The sequence below is a fragment of the Rhodospira trueperi genome, from assembly GCF_900101965.1.
GTDB classification, from domain to species: domain Bacteria; phylum Pseudomonadota; class Alphaproteobacteria; order Rhodospirillales; family Rhodospirillaceae; genus Rhodospira; species Rhodospira trueperi.
The window spans coordinates 33,885-57,949 of sequence record NZ_FNAP01000008.1 but is presented as its reverse complement, the minus strand read 5'-3'; the positions used below and the strand labels follow the sequence as shown (position 1 = coordinate 57,949).

Here is a 24,065-nt window from a genome sequence, read left to right as displayed (position 1 = left end):
CGCATATCTTGCGCGCTCATGCATGACGTTCCCCAGAACAAGGAGGCGAACCGACCATGTCCAGGACCGTGCTCAGTCTGCCCGGTGACGGCATCGGCCCCGAGGTGATGGCGCAGGTGCGCCGCGTGCTCGACCGCATCGGCGGGTTCCAGATCGAGGAAGGGCTGGTCGGCGGCGCCTCCTACGACGCGCACGGCACGCCCCTGACCGACGACACCATGGCCGCCGCGCTCAAGGCGGACGCCGTGCTGCTGGGCGCCGTGGGCGGCCCGAAATGGGACACCCTGCCGTTCGAGGTCAAGCCGGAACGCGGCCTGCTGCGCCTGCGCAAGGACATGGAACTGTTCGCCAACCTGCGCCCGGCCCTGGTGTTCGACGCGCTGGCGCAGGCCTCGACGCTGAAGACCGACCTGGTGCGCGGGCTCGACCTGATGATCGTGCGAGAACTGACCGGCGGTGTGTACTTCGGCGAGCCGCGCGGCATTGAGGACATCGGCGGCGGCGAGCGCCGGGGCGTGAACACCCAGGTTTACACCACATCGGAAATCGTGCGCGTGGCCCGGGTGGCCTTCGACCTCGCCCGCAAGCGCGACAGCCGGGTGTGCTCGGTCGAGAAGGCCAACGTGATGGAAAGCGGCCTGCTGTGGCGCGAGGAGGTGCAGAAACTCCGCGACGCCGAATACACCGACGTGGCACTGTCGCACATGTACGCTGACAACTGCGCCATGCAGTTGGTGCGCGCGCCCAAACAGTTCGACGTGATCGTGACCGACAACCTGTTCGGCGACCTGCTGTCGGACTGCGCGGCGATGCTGACCGGTTCCCTGGGCATGCTGCCGTCGGCCAGCCTGGGCGCGGCGGACGCGAACGGCCGGCGCAAGGCGCTGTACGAGCCGGTGCATGGCTCCGCCCCGGACATCGCCGGCCAGGACAAGGCCAACCCCATGGCCTGCATCCTGTCGGCGTCGATGATGCTGCGCTATTCGTTCGACATGGCCGCCGAGGCCGACCTGGTCGACCGGGCCTGCCAGGATGTGCTCAACGCCGGCATCCGCACCGGCGACATCGTCGAGCCGGGCATGACGCCGGTGGGCACGGCCGCGATGGGCGACGCCGTGCTGGCCGCCATGGACCGGCTGAGCGGAGGGTAAAAAAAGAGCGGCTCGGCGCGCCGGCTCCGAGGAGGAGGGGAGATGCCGACAGGCGCGCCGGGCCGACAAAGGTTCTGATCAGGGGGGCGTGAACCGCGATGGGTACCCGGCTCCGCTCCCCGATGGTTGACCACAGTGTGGGATACCGGCCCCGCCCCGCGCATTGCGATGGCGCAAATTTCCCGACCCTGCCCGACCTTGATCGTGTGGAGTACCTGTCACGACCCTACGGGATCGGGATCAGCCCGCCGTCATCCACCCGGTATGTCGGCGGGATCCGTGAGAGCAAGCGCCAGACCCCGTCGCCAAGGATATCGTAGCGTTCGACCGCGTACCCGCCGTCGTCGCGGCGAAGGCGAAGGACGGCGCTCGCGGCGAGCATGTCCGAATCCCGCCGCCAAAGCGTCGCATGGGGCGGGTCCGCAGCGGCGCGGTCGGGATCGTCGGCGGCGGTATCAATCTGGTCCGGCGGCGGCCCGTCCGCGCGCCACAGGGCGTGCCAGCTTTCGCCGCCATCACGGGTCTGATAGGCGCGAAAGCCGCCGCCGAACGGCTCCTCCGAGAAGACGATCAGACCATGGCGGTCGTCGTACATGCGGAACAGGTCGACGCCGTTCAGCGTGTCGAGCCCCTCAAGCGACACCAGGCACCAGGACCCTGCCCCATCGCGGGTCCGCAGCAGGGCCAAGGGCGTGCCCAAACCTTCCTGCCTGAAGCTGACGATCCCCCAGACCGAGGCCGCCGCATCCGACTCAAGGCGGCCGATCGCGGCGCCGTGGATCCGCACGGGCACCCGCGACCACGTCTCGCCGCCGTCCGTGGAGGTCAGCAGCGCCGGATGAACCGTGTTGGCGGCATCACGATAGGACCCCGTGACAACCACTGTCCGTGGGGGCAGCGAAACCATCCTGGTCAGGTCCAGCCGGATCTGCGCATCATAGGCGGCGTAATCAAAGGCGTCCGGCAGTGGCTCGCACGGCGCAGCGCGCGCCACCGTGCCGGCCGCCAGGACACCGGCCCCAGCCCAGGCCAGTATCGCGATGGCCGCCAGGGTGCTGCGCGTCAGGCTTGATCGACACCGTGAGACCGCGCCACACGGCCGGCGGTCAGAAGCGATCCATGTTTCAAGAAAAGCTACCGGCACGCACGACCCCTCGCTCGGCAGAACAATACGTCCTAAGGACGTATTGTTCTGCCGAGCCTGCCGCCTTGTCAAGTCAATTCGCTCCCATGCACACCAACCTTGCCAACGCCTTCGTTCCGTGATAGCCATAGGCATCCGTCCTTAGGACGGATGCCTATGGCTAAGGAGCCGACGATGTTTCTTCAGAAGGCGATGACCCTTGCCATTGCCGACCAAATGAAACCGGTCATGAACCGTTACGATCTGGGTTGTTTGATCGACCAATTATATCGCGACAAGGCGTATAGAGGCGAGACCATTGAGCGCCTTCAGAAAAAGAACGCCGATATTTCCAGCTTCGACACCACCATGACCAACCTGGAGGACGCCGGCGTTCTCGAAACCGGCAAACTCGTGGACAACGTCAACGTCTATCGGACCCTCAGCCGCGAACACGCTTCAGAAGCCGACATCGCCTGCTGCATTGATCCCTTCGCCTATGTCTCGCATCTGAGCGCGATGGAGTGGCACGGCCTGACCGACCGCCTTCCCAAGATCCTGTTCCTCTCCTCGCCGCCTCCGGCCGAGTGGGCGCGCCACGCCAAGAACCGCATGCGTCGCGATATCGGCGAGGACCGACTCGTCGACTACCTCCAAGCCGGCCTGCCCACCCTGAAGCGCTATCGGTTCACCCGCATTCGCCGCACCACGGTCCACAGGCACGCCAGTGCCCACCTGGGGGCCTACATCACGGTCAAGGGAACGCCCCTGCGCGTGGCCACGTTGGGCCGGACGTTTCTCGACATGCTGCGCGCCCCCGATCTGTGCGGCGGCATTTATCATGTGCTCGACATTTTCGAGAACCGCGCCGCCGACAATCTGGACCTGATCGTGGCGGAATTCGATACCCACGGCCGCAAGATCGACCGCGTGCGGGCGGGATATATCCTGGAGGAGCGGCTGGGGCTGTCGCATCCGGCCTTCGACCGCTGGCTGACAGACGTCCAGCGCGGTGGGTCCCGCAGACTGGACCCGACCGCCGACTACGCGCCGCGCTACTCCGAACGCTGGTGCCTGTCCATCAATGTCGAGGGGTGAGCCGCCATGATCCCCATTGACGCGTGGGTCACGGCCGACCCCGGGCGAACGACCTTTCGACAAGCTGTCCATATCGTCCTGACCGCCATCGCGGGCACCGAGTCCCTGCGGACGACGATGGCCCTCAAGGGCGGGATGCTCATGGCGTTGGCGTTCGGCAGTTCGCGCTACACGAAGGATATCGACTTCTCGACCCGACAGCGCCTTTCGGCCTTCGACCTGGACCGATTTCGAACCGACCTCGACGCCGCCCTCAGGCGCACCAGCGACAGCCTTGGCTATCCGATCCTGTGCGCCGTCCGGACCTGCAAACAGCAACCGCCCGGGGCGGATCGAACACACCCGACCATTCGGGCCAGCGTCGGCTACGCCCGCCGGGGCAACGTCAGGGAAATGCGCCGGCTCGGCGCCGGACAGGCCACCACCGTCATCCACGTCGACCACAGCCTCAACGAGGTGATCGGCACAGAGGATATCTACACCCTCGACGAACACGACCACCTAAGGACCTACGGACTGGTCGATCTGGTCTCGGAGAAGCTCCGCGCCACCTTGCAGCAGAAAAGCGAGGCGCGCGACCGGACCCGCCGCCAGGATATCTACGACATCCATTTCCTGTTGCGCACCGCACCCGAACGCTTCGACGCGCGCACCCGCGCCGACATCCTCAGGGTGCTGGTCGACAAGGCCCGCTCACGGAGCCTTGACCCCAAGCCGAGTGACATAGCCGACCCGGAAATCCGCGCCCGATCCGCCCAACAGTACGACGACATCGCCATGGAAATCGAAGAGCCTCTGCCGCCCTTTGATGTCGCCTATGAAGCTGTCCGGACTTTCTACGAAAGTCTCCCCTGGTCAACCGACGGCACGCGGTAACGCTCTCACGGCCGCCCAGCGCCCCACGGGCCGCTGGGTGGATCCCAGGGGCCGCGCCGGCGGGTGGCGGCCCGTTGCCCGGTGCGGGGAATCACGGTCACGCGGGTGACCGTCTGTTTGCGGTTGAACAGCGGAAAGCCGCGCCGTCGCATGGCCGGGAGCAGGGTCAGGGCCATGCCGACCGCGAACCCACCCAGGTGCGCCCACCACGCAATCCCGGACTGGGCGCCGCTGGGATCACCCAGCACGCTCAGGGCCTGGAATCCGAACCACAGCCCCAGAACCACGATCGCCGGCACCCAGAACATGAAGATGAACCCGAACCAGACGAACACCCGGGCCATGGGGAACAGGAGCAGATAGGCCCCCAGCACGCCGGAAATCGCGCCGCTGGCCCCGACCATGGGCACCACGTCGCCCGGATCCTGCACCGCGTGAAAGAGCGCGGCGGCGACCCCGCAGACCACATAGAACGCCAGGAACCGCCAGTGCCCCATGGCGTCCTCGACGTTGTTGCCGAAGATCCACAGGTAGAGCATGTTGCCGCCTAGGTGCAGGATGTCGCCGTGCAGGAACATCGACGTCAGCGGCGTCATCAACGCTGGCACCAGGGCCAGATCGGGCGGCAGGCGCTCTCCACCCAGCAGCACCGCCGGAATGGTGCCCAGCGCCACCATGAACCGCCGTTCCTCCATCGCGCCCAGCCCGAGCTGATAGAGAAACACCGCGACGCACAGCCCGATCAGCGACCAAGTGACGACCGGAGTCAGGCTGGTGGGGTTGTCGTCGCGCAGAGGGAGCATGCGGCACTCCGTTTTGATATCGGCGGGTTTGATATCGGCGGGCCTGCAGCGGCCGGCGGGCCTCCATGATGACACGGGGCGACCCGGGTTGTCCCGGATCGCCCCGCGTTTCTCAACGGTCGCCTTTCGACGCCCGGGCTCAGATCAGGCCGCGTTGGCCTGAATCCCGGTCCCGGGCGCGGCCGGCGTCTCGACACCGCCCAAGCCGTCAGCCGCCGCAACGGCGCGGCGCAGCCAGTCCTGCGCCTTGGCGCCGTCACCGGACTCGCCGTCCTCGACGCGGGCCATCAGCAGGCAGGTGCGCATGCACGGCTGGTTGGTGATGAGCGGCTGGAGCTGCGTGCGTGCCTGCCCCCACAGCTTGGCCTCGACCGCGCCCTCGGCGGCCGCCAGCCGGCTTTCCGGATGATCCGGGTTGAGCGCGGCCAGGGTCTGCATGCGGGTGGCCAGCGCATTGGCGTCCTTGCCGCCGGCCAGATCGCGCCAAGTGCGGGCGAGCAGAGCGTGCGGCGCCTTGCGCCAGGTGTCCTGGACAAGCTGCTCGGCCTTGCGGGCCTTGCCGTCGGCGGCCAGCATGCGCGCCAGCGTATCGACGGCCGTCTCCGATTCCGGCACCAGCTCGACCGCCTGCCGGGCCAGGGTCACGGCATCGCCCTTGCGGCCCGAGGCCTTGGCCGCCTCGGCGCGCTTCAGGAAGACGTCGGAGCGCAGGCGGCGCATCTCATCGGCATCGGCCTGCCCTGACTGCTCCAGAACCTGGAGCGGCTTTTCAACGTCCTCCAGGCGACCGCTGCGGAACGCCTCGTCCAGGGCCGGACGGGCCGCCCACACCGGGTTGTCCACCTTGAAGAAGGCGCGTTCCGTGTATTCCCGGATCTCCGCGTCGTTACCCTCGGCCACCGCCAGTTCCAACAGCCCGCGAATGGCGCCGCCTTCGGTGTCGTGGTTGTCGAGCAACTTCTTATACAGATCGCGCGCCGCCTCGGCCTCGCCGGACATGGCGTAACCGTCGGCTTCCATCAGCGTGGCGGGGCACTTGACCGGGTCCCGATAGGCGCGACGGGCCCGGTGGGCTTCAACGCGGGCCTGACCACCACGGCCGACCCGGAGCGCCGCATAGGCTTCGCCCATGCCCTTGGCGGCCCCGACAAGGTTGCCGCGGGTCTTGACTCCGCGCAGGCCGAGCATGGTGGCGAAGGTCAACACCAACTGCCACACAACCCACAACGCCACGAAAAAGACGATCAAACCGATCAGGCCGAAGATCATGTTGGTTTCGATCTGCCAGCCCAGCCATTCGGCATTCAGGCTCCCTGGATTGGCCGCGAACCACAGGCCGCCAGCGACCAGCGCGACCCCCAGAATGATAATCAGGGCAAGCACGAACATGGGGTTACTCCGTCGTCTGGGCCGCGCCGACACGTTCCAGGGCGGCCGAGTTCAATGAGGCAAGGGCGGCATTGACCGAAGCCAGCGCTTGGGCATCGGCCAGCCAATCGGCGACCGCACCGGCAGGGTCGCCCTCAAGGGAAGACAGGACGTCGATCGCGGTCTCAAGGTCATTCTCGGCGAGTCGCATCTCCGCGGCGGACAAGCTCGACAGAGCGCTCCCTGCAACAACCTCGTCCTTGCGGCGCACCGTCACACCTGACATGAGCGAAGACACGGTATCCGACCACCAGCCCTCACCCTCGGGAACAATGACACGATGTGCGGCCACCTTCGAGACCTCGGCGTACCGCCACCGCAATTCGGGCAGGGTCGACACGCCGGCCGTGGAATGCGTGGCGAGAACCGCCAGTTCTTTCTCGAACTCGGCTCCGCTGACGAGAGACCGGACAGCCTCCAGCGCCTCGTCGTAGGGCTTGCCGGTGGCCACGCGATCACGCAACTGGCCCACGGCCAGCACCATGCCAACGGCGCGCGGTTCATCGGAACCGAATTCCGCCTGAAGCGCACCAACCCGGGAGCGCAGATCGGAAAGACCGGTGGCCTGCTCCTCGGTGGCCGCCTCCAACATCGTCAGACGCTCATCAATGTTGGAAAGGACCGCCTTGGCCGCCTGGGCGGCTTCGCCCGACGCGGTCCCGTCCGCAGCGGAGGCCACGGCCCGTTCGTCGGCGCGCTCCTCCAGCGCTGCCAAGCGGGCGCTCAGGTCTTCAAGAGCGGCCGATGCGCCCCCAGCCGTGCCAGAGCGTGCCGCGTCCAGCGCGGCGTCAGCGGCGTCGGCGGCCGAATCGGCCTGCCCGCGCACCTCCTCCAAGGCCGCCGAAAGGGTCTCGATCCGCGCGCGCAGGTCCACCACGGCGGGCGGATCAGGCGCGGCCGGGAACGTCGGCAGCCAACTCTGGAGGGGCTCGGGAACGGAAGCCCGCCACCACGGCATGGCGCCGAATCCGATCGCCCCCAGCACGACAAGGACGAGGATCCAACGTCCCAGGGAGTGCAACGTGTGACTGTCCGCCTGCTCCTGCGCGCTGAGGCCACCGCGATCATCATCGTGGCTCCCCGGATGGCCGGCCGATCCGCCATAGACGCCGTCGCCGTCGTCCAGAGCCTTGTCGGCCGAATCGTCGTCGCGCGGACGCGCGGCGTCCTCGCCGGATGTCGCTGCGTCCTGCCCGGCCTCGGCTTCGCTCGGCGAAGACGAGGACACGGCGTCTTCGGCCGCGCTGGTTTCGTCGATCGATCCGTCCGCCCGCTCCGCGCCGGTCCGGTCGGTCGGCGTGCCGTTCTCGGCATCTTGCGGCTGTTTCAGGGAAGCCTCCTTTGCATCGGCCACATCGGCTTTGAACACGTCCAGCAGGGCGTCCTGCGTGGGTTGCCCGGCCACGCGCACGCGCCCCGGCAGTATCGACTCCAGCTCGCGCGCGACGGCAGGCGACAGGGCGTATCCGGTCACCCTTCCCAGCTTGTCGGCAAGCCCCGCCTTGCGGATATGCTCGACAAACGTGCGCGCGGTGCGCGGGGAAAAGAAGAACGCGGCATCAATCCCGCCCACGTCCAGGGACGCGCGCAAAGACGCCGACAACGCCGCCGTCGGCCGAGCATCGTACAGCCGCGCCACGCGCACGTCGAATCCATCGGCACCCAACGCCCCCGCCAGATCACCGGCATGGGTCGACCCGGCGGCATGCAACAGAGAGCCACGGGACGGCTCCAGACGGCGGCGCACCAGGGCCGCCAGGGTCTCGACATCACCCCCGGCGCTCTCGACGCTGGCGAACCCAAGGTCCCGGGCCGCCCGTGCCGTCTGATCGCCGACCGCGAACACCGGCACGTCGCGCCGTTCCACCGCCGTGGCCAGAGCCCGAGCGCCGTTGGCGCTGGTCACCAGGACGGCCTGAACCCCGGTCAGATCGACGTTGGGGCCAGCCACCGGCACAACGACCAGCAGGGGCTCGCTAACGACCTCCACGCCCATGGCGCGCAGAGGCGCCGCGATTCTCTCGGCGTCTTCCCGCGGTCGACTGACCAAGGCGCGCATTGCCGTCCCAAGCTCCCTCTTGATTCCGTGTCAGTACCGCAAATGAGCAATTGCCATCAACCGCGCCCGCCATGACGGACGGACCCGGCTTCCCCCTAAAGGCCGCCTCCGTGCATGACCTCGCCCCGGTAGACGGGCAGGGCATCGCCGGCCCGCTCGACCAGTTCGCTCGCGGCGTCATCGCCCATGGCCACGGCGTCGGCCACGGTGAGCACGTCCCACGCGCGCTCGGTCGATAGTGGATCGCGACCGTCCGGACGCACGATCAGCCCGCGCAGGCGCATGCGGTGTTTGCCGGTCCATTCGGCCAGCGCGGCGATGGGCGTACGGCACGACCCGTCGAGCCGGGCCAGGAACGCTCGCTCCGCCGCGACCCGCAAATTCGAATCCCGGCAATCGAGCGCGGTCAGCCACTCCCGCGCGCGGTCGTCGTCCTCACGGTGGGTGATGCCCACGGCGCCCTGCGCCACCGCCGGCAGCATTTCTTCCGGCGACATCGGCGCGGTGGCCACCTCGGCCATGCCCATGCGGTTCAGCCCGGCCATGGCCAGCATGGTGGCATCGGCCACGCCCTCTTCCAGCTTGCGCATGCGGGTCTGGAGGTTGCCCCGGAAATTGATGACCTTCAGATGCGGATAGCGTCCCAGAATCTGCGCGGCCCGGCGCAGCGACGCGGAGCCGATGACCGCCCCCTCGGGCAGGTCGGCGAAGCTCTTGTAACGGGTGGAGATGAAGGCGTCGCGGACATCCTCGCGGGGCATGATGCAGCCCAGCGAAAGCCCGTCCTCCAGCACGGTGGGGACATCCTTCATGCTATGAACCGCGATGTCGATGGCGCCGTTCAACTGGGCGTCGTCGATCTCGCGGGTGAACAGCCCCTTGCCGCCGATCTCCGACAGCGGCCGGTCCTGGACCGAATCCCCGGTGGTCTTGATGACGACGATCTCCATGGCCCCGGGCTCGGCCAGCGCCGGATGGGCGGCGGCGAGAGCATCGCGGGCGGCATGGGCTTGGGCCAGCGCGAGCGGGCTGCCGCGCGTGCCGATCTTGAGAAGCGGTGTCGTATTCATGGGTGCAGGTTTGTAAGGGGTGATCTTCGCTCTGCAAAGCCCTATTTCTAGCCCCCATGATCGTTCTCGGCTTTGAAACAAGTTGCGACGAGACGGCCGCCGCCGTGGTGGACGACTCCCGTCGCGTGCGCGCCCAGCGGCTGCTGTCCCAGCACGACGCCCACCGGCCCTATGGGGGTGTGGTGCCGGAGATCGCCGCGCGCGCCCATCTGGGCCACCTCGACCGGCTGGTGGCCGGAGCCCTGGAAGAGGCGGGGATCGGGCTGACCGATGTGGACGGCGTGGCCGCCACGGGCGGTCCCGGCCTGATCGGCGGCGTCATCGTCGGCGTCATGACGGCCAAGGCACTGGCGCTGGCCACGGGCCGGCCGTTTCTGGCGGTCAATCACCTGGAGGCGCACGCCCTGACCGCGCGCCTGACGGACGACGTGGCGTTCCCCTACCTGCTGCTGCTGGTCTCGGGCGGGCATTGCCAGCTTCTGGCGGTCCGCGGGGTCGGCGATTACCGGCGTCTGGGGACGACCGTGGACGACGCGGCGGGAGAGTGCCTCGACAAGACCGCCAAGATGATGGGCCTGGGCCATCCCGGCGGGCCGGCGCTGGAACGGGCGGCCCAAGGCGGCGATGCGGCGCGCTTCGCCCTGCCCCGGCCGATGGTGGGACGACCGGGCTGCGACTTCTCGTTCTCGGGTCTGAAGACCGCCACGCGCCACGCGCTGGAGACGCTGCCGCCCGGCCCGCTGTCCGACCGCGACCTCGCCGATCTGGCCGCCGGGGTGCAGGGCGCGGTGACCGACGTCCTGGTGAACAGGGCCGGACACGCCATGACGATGATGGACGAGGCGGGCGACTCGGAACCGGCACCGACCCTGGTCGTGGCCGGCGGCGTGGCCGCGAACCAGACATTGCGCGCCGCCCTGACCGGACTGTGCGACACACGGGGGTGGCGCTTCGTCGCTCCCGCCCCGGCGCTGTGCACCGACAATGCCGCCATGGTGGCCTGGGCCGGCCTGGAACGGCTGCGCCTGGGGCTGAGCGACCCGCTCGACTTCCGGCCGCGCCCGCGCTGGCCGCTCGACCCAGACGCGCCGAAACGCGCGGGGGCGGGGGTGAAGGCGTAGGGGACCGCATCACTGCGGGCGCATAACCGGGCGCCGGTATGATACCCTTGAGGGCATGGAGATTGAGTTCGATGACCGGAAGGACCGATCCAATCACGCCAAGCACGGCAATTCACTGGCGCGCGCGGCCGATATGGAGATCCTTCGGTTCGTTGACGATGACCGCCGAGATTCCGGCGAACCAAGGTTTCGGGCCTGGGGTCTGATCGACGGGGAGATGTATGCCCTTGCCTTCACGCTCAGGAACGACACGGGTCGCGTCATCAGTCTCCGCCGCGCTCACGACAGGGAAATCCGGCGCCATGTCAAAAATCGATGATCCGGACAATCCGGAATGGACGGAAGCGGACTTCGCGCGCTCGAAACCGGCGTCGGCGTTGCCCGAGGCGGTGCGCGCGGCCTTTCCGAAGACCGGCGCCACGGCCACGCATGCGGACACCGCCGCGGACAAGGTCCCGGTGTCCCTTGATCTCCGCGTGGACGTGGTCAGGCACTTCCAGGCCCAGGGACCGGGCTGGCGCGAGCGCATCGATGAAACCCTGAAAGCCCTGATCCGTTAGAAAGCCCGGAACACCGTGGGCCCGTTTCACTGTCGTTGCCCCTGTTGCTTTCTCCGAATTCCTGATCGCCATGACCGAACCATCGTCCACCGCGCCGCCCGACGCCGAGACCATCACCCCCATGATGGCGCAATACCTGGAGATCAAGGCGGCGCACGCGGACTGCCTGCTGTTCTACCGCATGGGCGATTTCTACGAGCTGTTCTTCGACGACGCCGTCGCCGCCGCCGAGATCCTCAACATCGCCCTGACCAAGCGCGGCAAGCACCAGGGCGACGACATCCCCATGTGCGGCGTGCCGGTGCATTCGCATGAAAGCTACCTTTCGAAGCTGATCGCGTCGGGGCGCAAGGTGGCCATCTGCGAGCAGATGGAGGACCCGGCCGAGGCCAAGAAGCGCGGGTACAAGGCCGTCGTGAAACGCGATGTCATCCGCGTGGTGACGCCCGGCACGATCACCGAGGACGGCCTGCTGGACCCGCGCGGGCACAACTATCTGGCCTGCGTGGCGGAGGCCGGCGGTGCCTTGGCCCTGGCCTGGGTGGAGATCTCCACCGGCGCCTTCGCCGTGCGCCCGGTGGACGCACGCCGGCTGGGCGCCGCGCTCGCGGAACTGACCCCCGGCGAGATTCTGGTTCCCGACCGCCTGCTGGAGCGGCCCGACCTGTACGAGACCTGGGGCGAGTGGAAGAGCGCGCTGTCGCCGCTGCCGGCGGCGCGGTTCACCGTCCAGGGCGGAGAGCGGCGCCTGAAGGCAGCCTTCGCCGTCGAGGCCCTGGACGCCTTCGGGGCCTTCGGCCGGCCCGAACTGGCGGCGGCGGGCGCCCTGGTGGACTATGTCGAGGCCACACAGAAGGGCCGCCTGCCCCGGCTCGACCCGCCGCGTCGCGTGGCCGAGGGCAGCCACCTGGAGATCGACGCCGCCACCCGGCGCAACCTGGAACTCACCCGCACCCTGGCGGGCGAGCGCCGGGGCTCGCTGCTGGCGGTCATCGACCGCACCCTGACCGGGGCCGGCGCGCGCCTGCTGGAACGCTGGCTGGCCGCGCCCCTGACCGATCCGGCGGCCATCGGCGCGCGGCTCGACGCGGTGGCCGCCCTGGTGGACGCCCCGGGACCGCGCGAGGCCCTGAGGGAGCGCCTGCGCCGGGTACCGGACGTGGAGCGCGCCCTGTCCCGGCTGGCGCTGGAGCGTGGCGGGCCGCGCGATCTGGCCATGCTGAAGGACGCCCTGGCCGAAATCCCCGGGCTGCGCGCCGACCTAGACGAAGGCCTGCGCGGCCTGCTGCCCGATCTGCTGGCCGGGCAGATGCGCGACCTGGGCGAACACGCGGCGTTGGTGGACCGACTGGCGCGGGCGCTGACCTCGGATCCGCCGTTGCTGGCGCGCGACGGCGGCTTCATCGCCCCGGGGTATCACGCCGGCCTCGACGAACTCCGCACCCTGAAGGACGAGAGCCGCCGCCACATCGCCGCCCTTCAGGCGCGGCTGTCCGACGAGACCGGCATCGGTGCCTTGAAGGTCAAGCACAACAACGTCATCGGCTATTTCGTCGAGGTGCCGTCGCGCCATGCCGACAAGCTGATGGCGCCCGACTCCGGGTTCATCCACCGCCAGACCATGGCCAACGCGGCGCGCTTCACCACGGTGGAACTGTCCGACCTGGAGAACAAGCTGCGCGGCGCCGGCGACAAGGCGCTGGCCCTGGAACTCGACCTGTTCGCCGATCTGGTGGCCGAGGTGACGGCGCGCGCCGATCCCATCGCCCAGGCCGCGCGCGCGCTGGCGACGCTCGACGTGCTGGCCGGGCTGGCCGATTTGGCGGAGGCGCGCCGCTACACCCGCCCCCATGTGGACGAGTCGCGCTCGTTCGCCGTGTCAGGGGGGCGCCACCCGGTGGTCGAGGCGGCGCTGGAGGGCGAGCAGGCCGGCGGCTTCGTCGGCAACGCCTGCGACCTGGGCGAAGGGTCGCGGCTGTGGCTGGTGACCGGCCCCAACATGGCCGGCAAGTCCACCTTTCTGCGCCAGAACGCGCTGATCGTCCTCCTGGCCCAGATGGGCGCTTTCGTGCCGGCGGAGTCGGCCCATGTGGGCGTGGTGGACCGCCTGTTCAGCCGCGTCGGCGCCGCCGACGATCTGGCGCGCGGGCGCTCGACATTCATGGTGGAGATGGTGGAGACGGCGGCCATCCTCAACCAAGCGACCGAACGGTCGCTCGTGATCCTGGACGAGATCGGGCGCGGCACGGCGACCTACGACGGCTTGGCCATCGCCTGGGCCACGCTGGAGCACCTGCACGACTCCAACCGCTGCCGGGCGCTGTTCGCCACGCACTATCACGAACTGACGGCGCTGGCCGAGCGGCTGGACGGGCTATCGTGCCACACCATGCGGGTGCGGGAGTGGAACGACGGCATCGTGTTCCTGCACGAGGTGGCGCCAGGGGTGGCCGACCGCTCCTACGGCATCCATGTGGCGCGGCTGGCCGGGCTGCCGGGGCCAGTGCTGGAGCGGGCGGACGCGGTGCTGAAACGCCTGGAAAGCGGAATGGAGGGGGCGCCGAGCCCGGCCCGCCTGATCGAGGACCTGCCGCTGTTCGCCGCCGCGAAGCAACCGGCGCCGGCCGAGGCCCCGGCCCCAGCCGGCCCGTCTCCGCTGGAGGCCGCCCTGGCCGAGATCAATCCGGACGACCTCACCCCACGCGAGGCGCTGGAGGCGCTGTACCGGTTGAAGGGGATGGCGGACGGATCATAACCACTTAGGGTGGGTTCGCGCCGAAGGCGCAACCCGCCGCATGCGGCGCTCTTCGCGGCGGATTGCCCCGCTCTGCGGGGCGAACCCGCCCTACAAGGTTTTGCATGGCCCAACGTTCGCGCGATCCGCAGGGTGGGTTCGCGCCGAAGGCGCAACCCGCCGTCCCGAAACGCACATCCGGCGGACTGGGGCGTCGTCCCGACTCCGCCCGACGGGCTGCGCTCCTCGCAATGACCGCGCCTGGGTCCTCACGCTCCCCGCCCCCCTCAACTCTCCAGCATGCGGCGCAGCAGGTCCACGTCCTCGGCGAAGGCGGCGTCGGTTTGGCTCAATTCCTCGATCTTCTTGACCGCGTGCATGACCGTGGTGTGGTCGCGGCCGCCGAACTTGCGCCCAATCTCGGGCAGCGAGCGCTGGGTCAGCTGCTTGGACAGGTACATGGCGACCTGCCGGGGGCGGGCGACGGCGCGGCTGCGCCGGGCCGAGGACATGTCGGCGACGCGCACGTTGTAATGTTCCGCCACCTTTTTCTGGATTTCCTCGATGGTCAGGCGGCGGTCGTGGGTGCGCAACAGGTCGTGCAGCACCTCCCGCGTGGCCTCCAGGGTGATCGGCCGCCCCACAAGCTGGGAATGGGCGACGAGACGGGTCAGGGCACCCTCCACCTCGCGACCGTTGGAAACGATCTTGTGGGCGATGAACTCCAGCACCTTGGGCGGCACGTCGGCGCCCAGATGCTCGGTCTTCGACGCCAGAATGGCGAGGCGCAGTTCGTAGGTCGTGGGGTGCAGGTCAGCCACCAGCCCCATGGCGAGCCGAGAACGCAGCCGGTTGCCGATCTCCTCCAGATCGTTGGGCGACTTGTCGGCCGACAGCACGATCTGCCGGCCCTGGTCCACCAGCGCATTGAAGGTGTGGAAGAACTCTTCCTGGGTGGATTCCTTGCCACTGATGAACTGCACATCGTCGATCATCAGCACATCGACGGAGCGGAACTGCTCCTTAAACGAAATCGTGTCCTGCATCCGCAGCGCGCGGATGAAGCTGTACATGAACTTTTCCGCCGACAGGTAGGCGACGCGGCGGTGCGGATGGGACTCGCGAATCCGGTGGGCGATGGCATGCATCAGGTGGGTTTTGCCCAGGCCGACCCCGCCGTACAGGAACAGCGGGTTGAAGGGGACGTGTTCCGAATCGGCCACACGCTTGGCGGCTGCGTAGGCGAACTCGTTCGGCTTGCCGGTCACGAAGCGATCAAAGGTGAAACGGGGATCCAGCGGCGCGGAAAACACCTCGCCCGCGCCGCGATCCACCACGCTGGCCCCCAGCGTCGGCCGCGCCGGCGAGTCGGTGTCGGCGCTCCACCGGGTTCCGCCGTTGCCGTTCCCGTTCCCGTTCCCGCGACCGCGCGCGGCACCGTTGGCGCGGCCAGCGCCATCCAGCGCATCATCCGCGACCGCGTCCGGATCCGAGACGGCGACAAGTCCGATGTCGTCCTGAACGGACGGGCTCACTTCGAAGATCAGCGACCGCCCGCCCGGATCGGACCCCGACCACAGGTCGCGAATCCGATCCGCGTAATGCGTCATGACCCAGTCGCGCATGAAGCGCGTCGGCAGGCCGAGTGTCACTTCCCTGTCATCGCGGGAGGAGACCGTCATCGGCCGCACCCAGCTATTGTATGCAGCCGGACCGAATTCGCGCCTCAATTGCCGGCGCACACGCTCCCACAGTTCACTGATGTCCATGTCCGACACGGTGACGTTTATCCCTCGCCTGACTGACCGGGACGTCCAGACGGCATCCCGATTCCATTGGTCTTTCGGCCGTGACTCAGCGATTCCGCGCGCCCCTCGGTTGTCACCGACCCGTTACAAAGACCCCCTGCCCGGGTCCGCCCCGTGACCGGCGAGCCCGCCCCATACACTCTCAGTTATTCGTGAACCGTTCAGACCTTGCCTTGCCTCTGTACGCACCATCAAGGACAAAACCGATGCCCGTCACCTCGGAACCGGCGACGCCACCCAGCCTGAACAGATAAACAAACTTGAAATTAAACCGAAACAAACAAATAAAACCGCGAGAAAAACCAGAAAAGAAACAACAACACCGCAACACGATCGCCACACTCAAGCTTCTCACCAACAACGCAGAGTGGTTCGCAAGGGAACAATGAGCCCAGCGTCTGTTTCGCTTGCCGATCACTCCAGTTGATGCATGCGAGACTACCCCCGCCCTTCCCTTCAGGCAACGTGATCGAAACAGGAACATGGCGAATTCTTTGGGGATTGACGCCATATAAAGCGTCTCGCGCCGGACTGCCCTCAAGATGTTGGATTCGTAACCCGCGACTTCCCAGATCGGACGACTCGTGAACCTCGTTCCTGTTTTATTTCCGCCACTTGGGACCTGATTCTGCCAAGCGGCTCCCACGGATGCGAACACGATCCCACAGCGCAACGAGTTTCCCAGAATGATTGAATTTAGCTCGATTTTCCCTGCACAGCGATGACCCCGCCGCCAAGGGCGGAGTCGTCGTGGAAAGGGCGCCGCGTCCCGGCCAACGCCGTCTGATACGCACCCGCAACAATACTGACCCACAAACCGTTCGCGCCCCCGCCCAAAAGCATGCCCGAAACCATGGACGAATCGGCAAAGCGTGGCCATATGCTGGCCCATGGACCCGACCCCGCAGCCCAAGGCGGATCGCCGCGCCTCCCTGCCCCGCATTCGAGAGGATGGCGGAGGCGCACCGATGCCCGGCCTGACGGCCGACAGCCGGGTCGTCCTGTCCTGGCTCGCGCTGGCCTGGGAACGCGTCTGCCGCCAGTTCTGGCCGGCCGCGTCCCTGTGCGGCGGTGCCCTGGCGCTGTTGCTGTCCGGCCTGCTTCCGCTGCTCCCCGGCTGGCCCCATCTGGCAGCCCTGGCCCTGATGGGGCTGGCGGTGTTGGCGGCGCTAGGCGCGGGACTCCGAACCTGGGCCACGCCGACGACCGCCGAGGCCGTGGCGCGCCTGGAATCGACGACACCGGAGGGACACCGGCCCCTGACATCCGGCCGCGACCGCCTTGCCTTCGGTCTTGACAATCCGACCTCCCGCGCCCTGTGGCGCCGTCACCAGGCGGTCATGCGCGCCCGTGCCCGCGCCTTGCGCGTGTCGCCGCCGCGCCCAGGACTGGCGGCGCGAGACCGCCGCGCCACCCGCGTCCTCGCCCTTCTGCTGCTGGCCGCCGCCACCGCCGCCGCCGGGCCCAACGCCCCACAACGGGTCGCGCGGGCCCTTGTCCCTCAGTTTGGGCCGCCGGCCGCGCCGGTGCTGGCGCAGGTCTGGATCACACCGCCCGAGTACACCGGCCGGCCACCGCTGATGATGGAAGCCGGCGCGTCCCCATTGGGGTCGGCGCCGCGCGAGGCGGACCCGGTGACCGTCCCAGCGGGCTCCAACGTGTTGGCCCTGCTACGCGGCGGTCACGGGCAGGCCCGGTTGGATCTGGAGGACGGCGCTGCCCCGCGCGCCCTTCAGACCGCCGGAGACGGCGGACAACGCCTCGAACTCCCGCTGGCCGCCGAGACCTCCCGCGTCCGCCTGACCCAGCGCGGCCGGATCGTGCTGGATCGGCCGGTTCAAGTCCTCGCCGACAGCCCGCCCCGAATCGCCTGGACGGAGGCTCCGCGCAGCGATGGGCGCGGCCGCCTGACCATTGGATATCGCGCGGCCGACGATCACGGGATCGAAACGGCGGTGCTGGAGGTCCACCCCGACGGCGGCCAGCGCCTGGGCGCGGCCCCGGTGGTGAACCTGAGACCGGGCGGGGACGGAACGGCGCGACTCGAGACCCACGATCTGAGCAGCCATCCCTGGGCCGGCACCGCCGTGTCAGCGCAGCTGCGGGCCACCGACGCGGCCGGTCAGGAGGGCATCAGCGAGTCGGTTTCCATCGTCCTGCCGTCCCGCCGCTTCACGCAGCCGCTGGCGCGCGCGGTTCTTGATGCGCGTCGGGGGCTGGTCACCCGACCCGATCAGGCGTTTCAGACCGCCGTCGATCTGGCCCTGTTGGCCAAGGATTACGCAACCGGCGATGATGTGTCCCTGGCCGTTTACCTGACCCTCCAGGCCGCCTCGACCCGTCTGGCGTTGCGCGACGAGGGGATCGCGCTTGAGCCCGACCTCGACCTGCTGTGGTCGCTCGCCCTGGCCATAGAGGACGGAACGCTGGCCCTGACCCGACAGGACCTCCAGGCCGCCCGCGGAGCCCTGCGCGAGGCCCTGGACCGGGGCGCGCCCCCCGAGGAGATCCGTCAGGCGCTCGACCGCGTCCGCGAGGCCATGGCCCGCCTGATGGAGTCCATGGCCGACTCGATGCCGCTCACGGACCTGCCGATGATGCCCATCCCCGACGGCGCCGACCTCATGAGCCCGCAAGACATCGAGGCCTTGATGGATCGCATGGAGGAGTTGAGCGACCTGGGCGCCGACGAGGCCGCGCGAGCCATGCTGGATCGGCTTGAGGACATGCTGCGCCGCCTCGAATCGGCGCGTCCGCCGACGGCGGCGGAACAGCGGGCGATGGCCCAGGCCGCCGACCTGATGGCCCGTCTGCGGGAGATCGTGGCCCGCCAGGGCAGCCTGCTCGACGAGACCTTCCGACAGGGGGCCCGGAGAGCCGAGCCCCGGCCCTCCGCCCCGTGGCCGCCGGAAGGGCTGCCGCCGGACGCGGAATCCCTGGAGCGGTGGTTCCGCGAACAGGCGCCCCTGTCCAATCAGAGCCCCCCCACCCCAACGGCGGAGACCCGCCGGCTTCAGGTCCTGCAGCGGGACATCCGCCGGAGCCTGGAAGACCTCATGGCCGATGTCGGCGACATGCTGGACCGGATTCCCGAGGCGCTCGGCGAGGCCGACATGGCCATGCGCGAGGCCGAACAGGCGCTGTCGGCCGGCGACACGGATGCGGCGGCGCTGGCCCAGGGCCGGGCGCTGGAGGCGCTGACCGACGGACAGGGGCAGGCGATGGGACAGATGTTGGGCGGTGGCACGCTGTTGCCGATGCCGGGCATGAGGCCCGGGCGCCCGGGCCTCGTGCCCGGGTTCCCCCGTCCCCTGGGGGGGCGCGACCCCTTCAACCGGCCGGGGGGCAGGGCGGACGATGGCAGCGTGACGGTTCCGGATGAGCCGGAAACGCGGCGCGCCCACGAGATCCTCCGCGAACTGCGCCGCCGTGCGAATCAGTCCGACCGGCCGGTACCGGAACGCCATTATCTTGATCGCCTGATGGACCGCTTCTAGCCCGGATGCCTCAACACCGCCCCTCCGAACGCATCACTGATCAGGCTCAATGACCGTTAGGTTCAGCTCTCCTAGATATGACATCAGATGGCGAAGCCGCCACGGTCACCGTCGGCCGGCATCATCCCCTGACGCGAGGATCCTCATGACGCTCTTTCCCGCCCACCTGCGGACCATCGTGCCCGCCCTGATCTTGGCCGGACTCACCGCCGCCGCCCAACCGGCCCGCGCCGAGCCCCTCACTGTGCTTCTCGACTGGTTCGTCAACCCCGATCATGCGCCGCTGGTGGTGGCCAAGGAACACGGGTTCTTCGCCGAACAGGGGCTGGAGGTCTCGCTGATCGCCCCGGCCGATCCGAACGATCCGCCCAAGCTGGTGGCCGCCGGACAGGCCGAGTTGGCGGTCTCCTATCAGCCGAACTTGCATCTTCAGGTGGACCAGGGCCTGCCCCTTGTGCGCGTCGGCACGCTGGTGGCCACGCCGCTCAATTCCGTCGTCGTCCTCGCCGACGGCCCGATCCAGACCCTGGCCGACCTTCAGGGACGCACGGTGGGGTATTCCGTCGGCGGATTCGAGGACGCGGTGCTGGGCACCATGCTGGAGAGCGTGGGCGTGGAGGCCGACACCATCACGCTGGTCAACGTCAACTTCAGCCTGTCGCCGTCGATCCTGTCCGGACAGGTCGACGCCGTGGTGGGCGCGTACCGCAACTTCGAACTCAACCAGATGGATCTGGTGGGCCGGCCCGGGCGCGCCTTCTATCCCGAGGAGCACGGGGTCCCGCTCTACGACCAGTTGATCCTGGTCGCGCATCGGGACAGCGTGGGCGATCCTCGCCTGGCCCGTTTCATGGAGGCCCTGGAGCAGGCCACCCAGTATCTGATCAACCACCCGGACGAGTCCTGGGCGCTGTTCATCAAGGCCTATCCGGACCTCGACGACGACCTCAACCACCGCGCCTGGGCCGACACCCTGCCCCGGTTCGCCCTGCGGCCGGCCGCCGTGGACGGGCCGCGGTACGCCCGCTTCAGCGCCTTCCTGGCCGAACGCGGCCTGATCGAGGCGCCGCAGCCACCGGAACGGCTGGCGGTGGACGTGCGGGTGGAGTAGACCGGACGGCCCATCGTTCCCGATCAGGCCGTCCATCATGACACCAGGATCCCGTCTGTCCGCCGCCCTCGACCTGCTGGTCGAGATCGCGGAATCGCCCCGCCCCGCCGACGCGGTGGTCCAAGGGTTCCTGCGCGCCCGACGTTACATGGGGGGCGGCGACCGGCGGGCGGTCACATCGCGGGTCTATGGCCTGCTGCGCCGGCACGCCCGCCTGGGCTGGTGGACCGGCGACGGCAGCGCGCGCGAACGCCTGCTCGCCGATCTGGTGCTCACCGACGGCCTTGACGGCGCGGCGCTGAAGACGCTGTTCACCGGCAAGGGCCACGACCCGGCGCCGCTGTCGGCCGACGAACGCGCGCTGGCCGCGCGGTTGCGGGGCCAACCGCTGGAGCCGCCCGAAATGCCGGAGGCCGCGCGGCTGGAACTGCCCGCGTGGCTCGAACCGCTGTTTGAGGGCAGCCTCGGCAAGGACTGGCGGGACGTGGTCGCCGCGTTGAACGGCGAGGCCCCCCTCGATCTGCGCGCCAACGCCCTGAAGACAGACCGAGAGGGCGCCCGCGCCGCGCTGGCCGACGCCGGGATCGACGCCGTGGACGGGCCGTTGGCGCCGCTCGCCCTGCGCGTCTGGGAGCGGGTCAACTTGGCAGCCACGCCGGCCTTCCGCGACGGACTGGTGGAGGTGCAGGACGCCGCCTCCCAGGTGGCGGCCGCGCTGGTCTGCGCCGCGCCCGGCATGGCGGTGTGCGATTTCTGCGCCGGGGCGGGCGGCAAGACACTGGCGCTGGCCGGCGCCATGGGCAACGGCGGTCGCCTGCTGGCGCTGGACGTTTCGGCCGCGCGCCTGGAGCGGGCGCGGGTGCGCCTGCGCCGCGCCGGAGCGCACAACGCCACGCTGCGCGCGCTCGACGAGGCCTCGCGGAAATGGCTGAAGCGGCAGGCCGGCGGCTTCGACCGCGTCCTGGTGGATGCGCCCTGCACCGGCACAGGGGCGTGGCGGCGCAACCCGGATGCCCGCTGGCGCCTGTCGGCCGACGATCTGTCCCGGCTGGCGGTTGAACAGGACGCCATCCTGGCCCGCGCCGCGCGGCTGGTGAAGCCTGGCGGACGGCTGGTCTACGTGACCTGTTCCCTGCTGCCGACGGAAAACGAGGACCGCGTCGCGGCCTTCCTGGGAGGGGAGGCCGGCACTGCCTTCACGCCCGTGCCCATCGCCCGGGCCTGGACCGACGCCGGCCTCACGGCCCCTTGCCCGGTCCCGGAGAGCGCCACGGCCCTGCGTCTGTCGCCGGATCGGCACGACACCGACGGGTTCTTCGTCGCCGTGCTGGAGCGCGCGGCGCCCGCCCTCACCTGAACGGCCGCCGCCGTGCCTGAATCAATGGACGCTGAACGGCACCATGTCATGCTGGCGGGTGGCCGCGAACGCCAGTTCGCACGTCGAGGCCATGCCGATGCGCCGGCCGTTGGCGGCGAAGATGCCCCAACCGCTGCCGTCGTCGTCGCTCTCCACGGCCCGGACATAGGCAATGTGGTTGAGCCCCAACCGGGCGAAGTCACGCGGCGTCATGTCACCCACGGCGCCATCGGTCTCGCTATCGTCATCGTCGTCCACATAGACGCCGCTGTGAAAAAGGTCGTGATCGTCGGTCATACTGGGTCTCCTTCCCGATCCGCCACGTCAATGGCCCGCCGCACACCGGCGTCGACACGGGCCTGTCCGTCTTGGCTGGTGATCCGGATCTGACGCACGCGCGGCTCCGGAACCGGCCGGTCGAGATCGACGTGCAACAGGCCGTTCTCCAGGCTGGCCCCCAGGATCTCCATCCCCTCGGCCAGAACGAAGGCGCGCTGGAACTGGCGCGCCGCGATGCCGCGATGCAGGAATAGGCGCTCTCCGTCGTCGGTCTGCTGCCGACCCCGGATGACAAGCTGGTTTTCCTCGACCGAGACCGACAGGTCTTCCTCCGCGAAGCCGGCCACGGCCAGCGTGATGCGCAACCGCGTCTCGCCAAGCTGCTCGATGTTGTAGGGCGGATACCCCTCCGCCTGGGACTTCTGCACCCGGTCGAGCAGGCGCTCGACATGCTCGAAGCCCACCAACAGCGGACTGTTGAACCCCGATACACGGGTCATGAATGCTCCTCCTCCCCGATGTCGAGCGAGTGGATCGGCGAACCCGCGCCTGCGGCATTCGCCCGGTGTCGGTTCGGTCGCGACATATGCGGTCCGGCAACGGCACCACGAGAGTCGGATCGAACACCTTAAGCCCCAATTTCAGGTCGGACTCCCGGATCGTCAAGCGTCGACGCGCATGCACGTCCTTGCTTTCCCTTTCAAGGGTGGGGCCAGCCCGCCTATACTCCGGCCCGCCATGCGCCTGATGACCCGATACCTCCTGCGACAGCTCTTTGTGGCCCTCGTGCTCGGCACGTCGGCCCTGGTGGTGCTGTTGTGGCTCATCAACTCCCTGCGCTTTTTCGACGCCTTCATCAACAAGGGACTGCCGGTCAGCACCTTCCTGAAACTGACCGTGCTACTGATGCCGGGGTTCCTGTCGGTCTTCCTGCCCCTGGCCCTATGCGCCGTCATCCTTTTCGTCTACCACCGCATGATCTTGGATCGCGAACTGGTTGTATTGCAGGCAGCCGGTGTCAGCCGTTGGAGCCTCTCCAAGCCGGCCCTGATGCTGGCGGTCGTTTTGTGCGCCTTCGGGTACTACCTGACGCTCGACGCGGTGCCCCGTCTGGAGCGCGCCTTCAATCAACTGAATTTCCAGATTCGCCATGAGATCACACGCATTGCCCTGACGGAAGGAACCCTAACGGAAGTCAACGACCGCCTGACGGTCTATGTGCGGGCCAGATCCGAAAATGGCGAGCTGAAAGGTCTCATCATCCATGACCGCAGCGATCCCGGTTTGGACATCACCATCACCGCGGCGCGCGGCATGATGGTGGAGGACGGCGGCCGGCCTTCCGTACTGATGGTCAACGGTGTGCGTCAGGAACGCGACCGCCAGACCGGCGAGGTCACATTCCTGTATTTCGACAGCCATGCCATAGCCTTGGGAGAAAAGCGCACATCGTCCATGGTGCGGGTTCCCGAAAGGCGGGAACGCGGCATCATCGACCTGTTCACCTTGACCACGCGGGACAACGTGGCGCCGACGTTCCCGAACCGCTTCACCGAAAGCATGGTCCGCAGCATGCGCATGGAAGCCCACCAACGGCTGGCCAGACCCTTGGCGAACGTCGCCTTTGCCCTGGCTGCGCTCGGCGCGCTGTTGTCTGGGGAATTCAACCGACGCGGACGCAACCGACGCATCATCGTCGCGGTCGTCGCGGTCGTCCTGGCTCAGGCCTCCATGCTGGGTGCCGCGAACCTGGCTAAGGCCGACCTGCTCTATCTGCCGCTTCTGTATGTGGGTCCCCTCGGAACGGCCGCCCTCGGCGTTTGGTGGCTGACGCGCTACCCGCAACCCGGCCCAAGGGAACGCCTGGCTCCGTCCATCGCCGGGCCGGCCGGCCGATGACGAAGGCCCCGACCAAAGCGAGCCCGGCGGCGGGTCCGTCGTCCCGACGCCTCCCCGTGGGCCATACAGGCCGTGCGATCTGGCGCTTTAC

Annotated in this window: 19 protein-coding genes; 11 read left to right on the top strand and 8 right to left on the bottom strand. The window is 68.6% G+C overall.

Features of this window, described 5'->3' with window-relative positions; genetic code table 11:
- The first annotated feature begins 56 nt into the window (after window positions 1-56).
- Window positions 57-1,151, top strand: coding sequence for a 3-isopropylmalate dehydrogenase (gene leuB / locus BLS85_RS11455; protein WP_092786394.1), 1,095 nt, complete (start codon window positions 57-59; stop codon window positions 1,149-1,151).
- A 226-nt stretch (window positions 1,152-1,377) separates the two neighbouring features.
- Here leuB and BLS85_RS11450 read toward each other — a convergent pair whose 3' ends face one another.
- A complete protein-coding gene (locus tag BLS85_RS11450; protein ID WP_092786392.1) occupies window positions 1,378-2,295 on the bottom strand; it encodes a WD40/YVTN/BNR-like repeat-containing protein in 918 nt (305 codons plus the stop codon).
- Window positions 2,296-2,469: 174 nt separating this feature from the next.
- On the opposite strand from BLS85_RS11450, the gene BLS85_RS11445 reads away from it, so the two are divergent.
- Both BLS85_RS11445 and BLS85_RS11440 read left to right on the top strand, forming a co-directional pair.
- Window positions 2,470-3,372, top strand: coding sequence for a type IV toxin-antitoxin system AbiEi family antitoxin domain-containing protein (locus BLS85_RS11445; protein ID WP_092786390.1), 903 nt, complete (start codon window positions 2,470-2,472; stop codon window positions 3,370-3,372).
- Between the two features lie 6 nt (window positions 3,373-3,378).
- Window positions 3,379-4,248, top strand: coding sequence for a nucleotidyl transferase AbiEii/AbiGii toxin family protein (locus tag BLS85_RS11440; RefSeq protein ID WP_092786388.1), 870 nt, complete (start codon window positions 3,379-3,381; stop codon window positions 4,246-4,248).
- 5 nt (window positions 4,249-4,253) lie between these two features.
- Here BLS85_RS11440 and BLS85_RS11435 read toward each other — a convergent pair whose 3' ends face one another.
- The 4 genes from BLS85_RS11435 to hemC form a co-directional block, all read right to left on the bottom strand.
- Window positions 4,254-5,051, bottom strand: a complete 798-nt coding sequence (locus BLS85_RS11435; RefSeq protein WP_092786386.1) for a rhomboid family intramembrane serine protease — start codon at window positions 5,049-5,051, stop codon at window positions 4,254-4,256.
- Between the two features lie 144 nt (window positions 5,052-5,195).
- A complete protein-coding gene (locus tag BLS85_RS11430) occupies window positions 5,196-6,440 on the bottom strand; it encodes a heme biosynthesis HemY N-terminal domain-containing protein (protein WP_092786384.1) in 1,245 nt (414 codons plus the stop codon).
- Window positions 6,441-6,444: 4 nt separating this feature from the next.
- Window positions 6,445-8,538 carry a uroporphyrinogen-III synthase gene (locus BLS85_RS11425; RefSeq protein WP_092786382.1) on the bottom strand — a complete coding sequence of 698 codons (2,094 nt, stop codon included), beginning with the start codon at window positions 8,536-8,538 and terminating at the stop codon, window positions 6,445-6,447.
- A 95-nt stretch (window positions 8,539-8,633) separates the two neighbouring features.
- Entirely contained in the window at window positions 8,634-9,608 is a 975-nt protein-coding gene (gene hemC, locus BLS85_RS11420) for a hydroxymethylbilane synthase (RefSeq protein WP_092786380.1), read from the bottom strand.
- A gap of 56 nt (window positions 9,609-9,664) precedes the next feature.
- Here hemC and tsaD point away from each other — a divergent pair, with 56 nt between their 5' ends.
- The 4 genes from tsaD to mutS all read left to right on the top strand — a co-directional run bounded on the left by tsaD (window position 9,665) and on the right by mutS (window position 14,044).
- A complete protein-coding gene (gene tsaD / locus BLS85_RS11415) occupies window positions 9,665-10,729 on the top strand; it encodes a tRNA (adenosine(37)-N6)-threonylcarbamoyltransferase complex transferase subunit TsaD (protein WP_092786378.1) in 1,065 nt (354 codons plus the stop codon).
- A 55-nt stretch (window positions 10,730-10,784) separates the two neighbouring features.
- Window positions 10,785-11,048 carry a BrnT family toxin gene (locus tag BLS85_RS19790; protein ID WP_092786376.1) on the top strand — a complete coding sequence of 88 codons (264 nt, stop codon included), beginning with the start codon at window positions 10,785-10,787 and terminating at the stop codon, window positions 11,046-11,048.
- On the top strand, window positions 11,032-11,289 hold the full coding sequence (locus BLS85_RS11405) for a BrnA antitoxin family protein (protein WP_092786374.1): 258 nt from the start codon (window positions 11,032-11,034) through the stop codon (window positions 11,287-11,289). Before BLS85_RS19790 ends, BLS85_RS11405 begins: the two co-directional genes overlap by 17 nt.
- A gap of 70 nt (window positions 11,290-11,359) precedes the next feature.
- Window positions 11,360-14,044 carry a DNA mismatch repair protein MutS gene (gene mutS, locus BLS85_RS11400; protein WP_092786372.1) on the top strand — a complete coding sequence of 895 codons (2,685 nt, stop codon included), beginning with the start codon at window positions 11,360-11,362 and terminating at the stop codon, window positions 14,042-14,044.
- Window positions 14,045-14,310: 266 nt separating this feature from the next.
- Here the strand turns inward: mutS and dnaA are convergent, their stop codons facing one another.
- On the bottom strand, window positions 14,311-15,792 hold the full coding sequence (dnaA, locus tag BLS85_RS11395; protein ID WP_092786370.1) for a chromosomal replication initiator protein DnaA: 1,482 nt from the start codon (window positions 15,790-15,792) through the stop codon (window positions 14,311-14,313).
- 1,007 nt (window positions 15,793-16,799) lie between these two features.
- Between dnaA and BLS85_RS11390 the strand changes: the two genes are divergently transcribed.
- The 3 genes from BLS85_RS11390 (at window position 16,800) to BLS85_RS11380 (ending at window position 21,796) form a co-directional block, all read left to right on the top strand.
- Window positions 16,800-19,328: a TIGR02302 family protein gene (locus BLS85_RS11390; protein ID WP_176793634.1), complete on the top strand. Its 2,529-nt coding sequence runs from the start codon at window positions 16,800-16,802 to the stop codon at window positions 19,326-19,328.
- Window positions 19,329-19,473: 145 nt separating this feature from the next.
- Window positions 19,474-20,439, top strand: coding sequence for an ABC transporter substrate-binding protein (locus BLS85_RS11385; RefSeq protein WP_092786366.1), 966 nt, complete (start codon window positions 19,474-19,476; stop codon window positions 20,437-20,439).
- 37 nt (window positions 20,440-20,476) lie between these two features.
- The gene (locus BLS85_RS11380; protein WP_092786365.1) at window positions 20,477-21,796 is read left to right on the top strand and encodes an RsmB/NOP family class I SAM-dependent RNA methyltransferase; all 1,320 of its coding nucleotides are present in this window, start codon (window positions 20,477-20,479) and stop codon (window positions 21,794-21,796) included.
- 21 nt (window positions 21,797-21,817) lie between these two features.
- On the opposite strand, the gene BLS85_RS11375 is transcribed toward BLS85_RS11380, so the two are convergent.
- Window positions 21,818-22,093 (bottom strand): DUF1150 family protein, encoded by a 276-nt coding sequence (locus tag BLS85_RS11375; RefSeq protein ID WP_245699192.1) that lies wholly within the window; start codon window positions 22,091-22,093, stop codon window positions 21,818-21,820.
- The gene (locus tag BLS85_RS11370; RefSeq protein ID WP_092786363.1) at window positions 22,090-22,575 is read right to left on the bottom strand and encodes an Hsp20 family protein; all 486 of its coding nucleotides are present in this window, start codon (window positions 22,573-22,575) and stop codon (window positions 22,090-22,092) included. Before BLS85_RS11370 ends, BLS85_RS11375 begins: the two co-directional genes overlap by 4 nt.
- 247 nt (window positions 22,576-22,822) lie before the next feature.
- Between BLS85_RS11370 and BLS85_RS11365 the strand changes: the two genes are divergently transcribed.
- The gene (locus BLS85_RS11365; RefSeq protein WP_176793632.1) at window positions 22,823-23,974 is read left to right on the top strand and encodes an LptF/LptG family permease; all 1,152 of its coding nucleotides are present in this window, start codon (window positions 22,823-22,825) and stop codon (window positions 23,972-23,974) included.
- The last annotated feature ends 91 nt before the right edge of the window (window positions 23,975-24,065 follow it).

Coding starts and splice junctions, on each gene's coding strand:
- leuB (WP_092786394.1), top strand. CDS start 57: ATGTCCAGGACCGTGCTCAGTCTGCCCGGTGACGGCATCGGCCCCGAG.
- BLS85_RS11445 (WP_092786390.1), top strand. CDS start 2,470: ATGTTTCTTCAGAAGGCGATGACCCTTGCCATTGCCGACCAAATGAAA.
- BLS85_RS11440 (WP_092786388.1), top strand. CDS start 3,379: ATGATCCCCATTGACGCGTGGGTCACGGCCGACCCCGGGCGAACGACC.
- BLS85_RS11435 (WP_092786386.1), bottom strand. CDS start 5,051: ATGCTCCCTCTGCGCGACGACAACCCCACCAGCCTGACTCCGGTCGTC.
- BLS85_RS11430 (WP_092786384.1), bottom strand. CDS start 6,440: ATGTTCGTGCTTGCCCTGATTATCATTCTGGGGGTCGCGCTGGTCGCT.
- BLS85_RS11425 (WP_092786382.1), bottom strand. CDS start 8,538: ATGCGCGCCTTGGTCAGTCGACCGCGGGAAGACGCCGAGAGAATCGCG.
- hemC (WP_092786380.1), bottom strand. CDS start 9,608: ATGAATACGACACCGCTTCTCAAGATCGGCACGCGCGGCAGCCCGCTC.
- tsaD (WP_092786378.1), top strand. CDS start 9,665: ATGATCGTTCTCGGCTTTGAAACAAGTTGCGACGAGACGGCCGCCGCC.
- BLS85_RS19790 (WP_092786376.1), top strand. CDS start 10,785: ATGGAGATTGAGTTCGATGACCGGAAGGACCGATCCAATCACGCCAAG.
- BLS85_RS11405 (WP_092786374.1), top strand. CDS start 11,032: ATGTCAAAAATCGATGATCCGGACAATCCGGAATGGACGGAAGCGGAC.
- mutS (WP_092786372.1), top strand. CDS start 11,360: ATGACCGAACCATCGTCCACCGCGCCGCCCGACGCCGAGACCATCACC.
- dnaA (WP_092786370.1), bottom strand. CDS start 15,792: ATGGACATCAGTGAACTGTGGGAGCGTGTGCGCCGGCAATTGAGGCGC.
- BLS85_RS11390 (WP_176793634.1), top strand. CDS start 16,800: ATGCCCGGCCTGACGGCCGACAGCCGGGTCGTCCTGTCCTGGCTCGCG.
- BLS85_RS11385 (WP_092786366.1), top strand. CDS start 19,474: ATGACGCTCTTTCCCGCCCACCTGCGGACCATCGTGCCCGCCCTGATC.
- BLS85_RS11380 (WP_092786365.1), top strand. CDS start 20,477: ATGACACCAGGATCCCGTCTGTCCGCCGCCCTCGACCTGCTGGTCGAG.
- BLS85_RS11375 (WP_245699192.1), bottom strand. CDS start 22,093: ATGACCGACGATCACGACCTTTTTCACAGCGGCGTCTATGTGGACGAC.
- BLS85_RS11370 (WP_092786363.1), bottom strand. CDS start 22,575: ATGACCCGTGTATCGGGGTTCAACAGTCCGCTGTTGGTGGGCTTCGAG.
- BLS85_RS11365 (WP_176793632.1), top strand. CDS start 22,823: ATGACCCGATACCTCCTGCGACAGCTCTTTGTGGCCCTCGTGCTCGGC.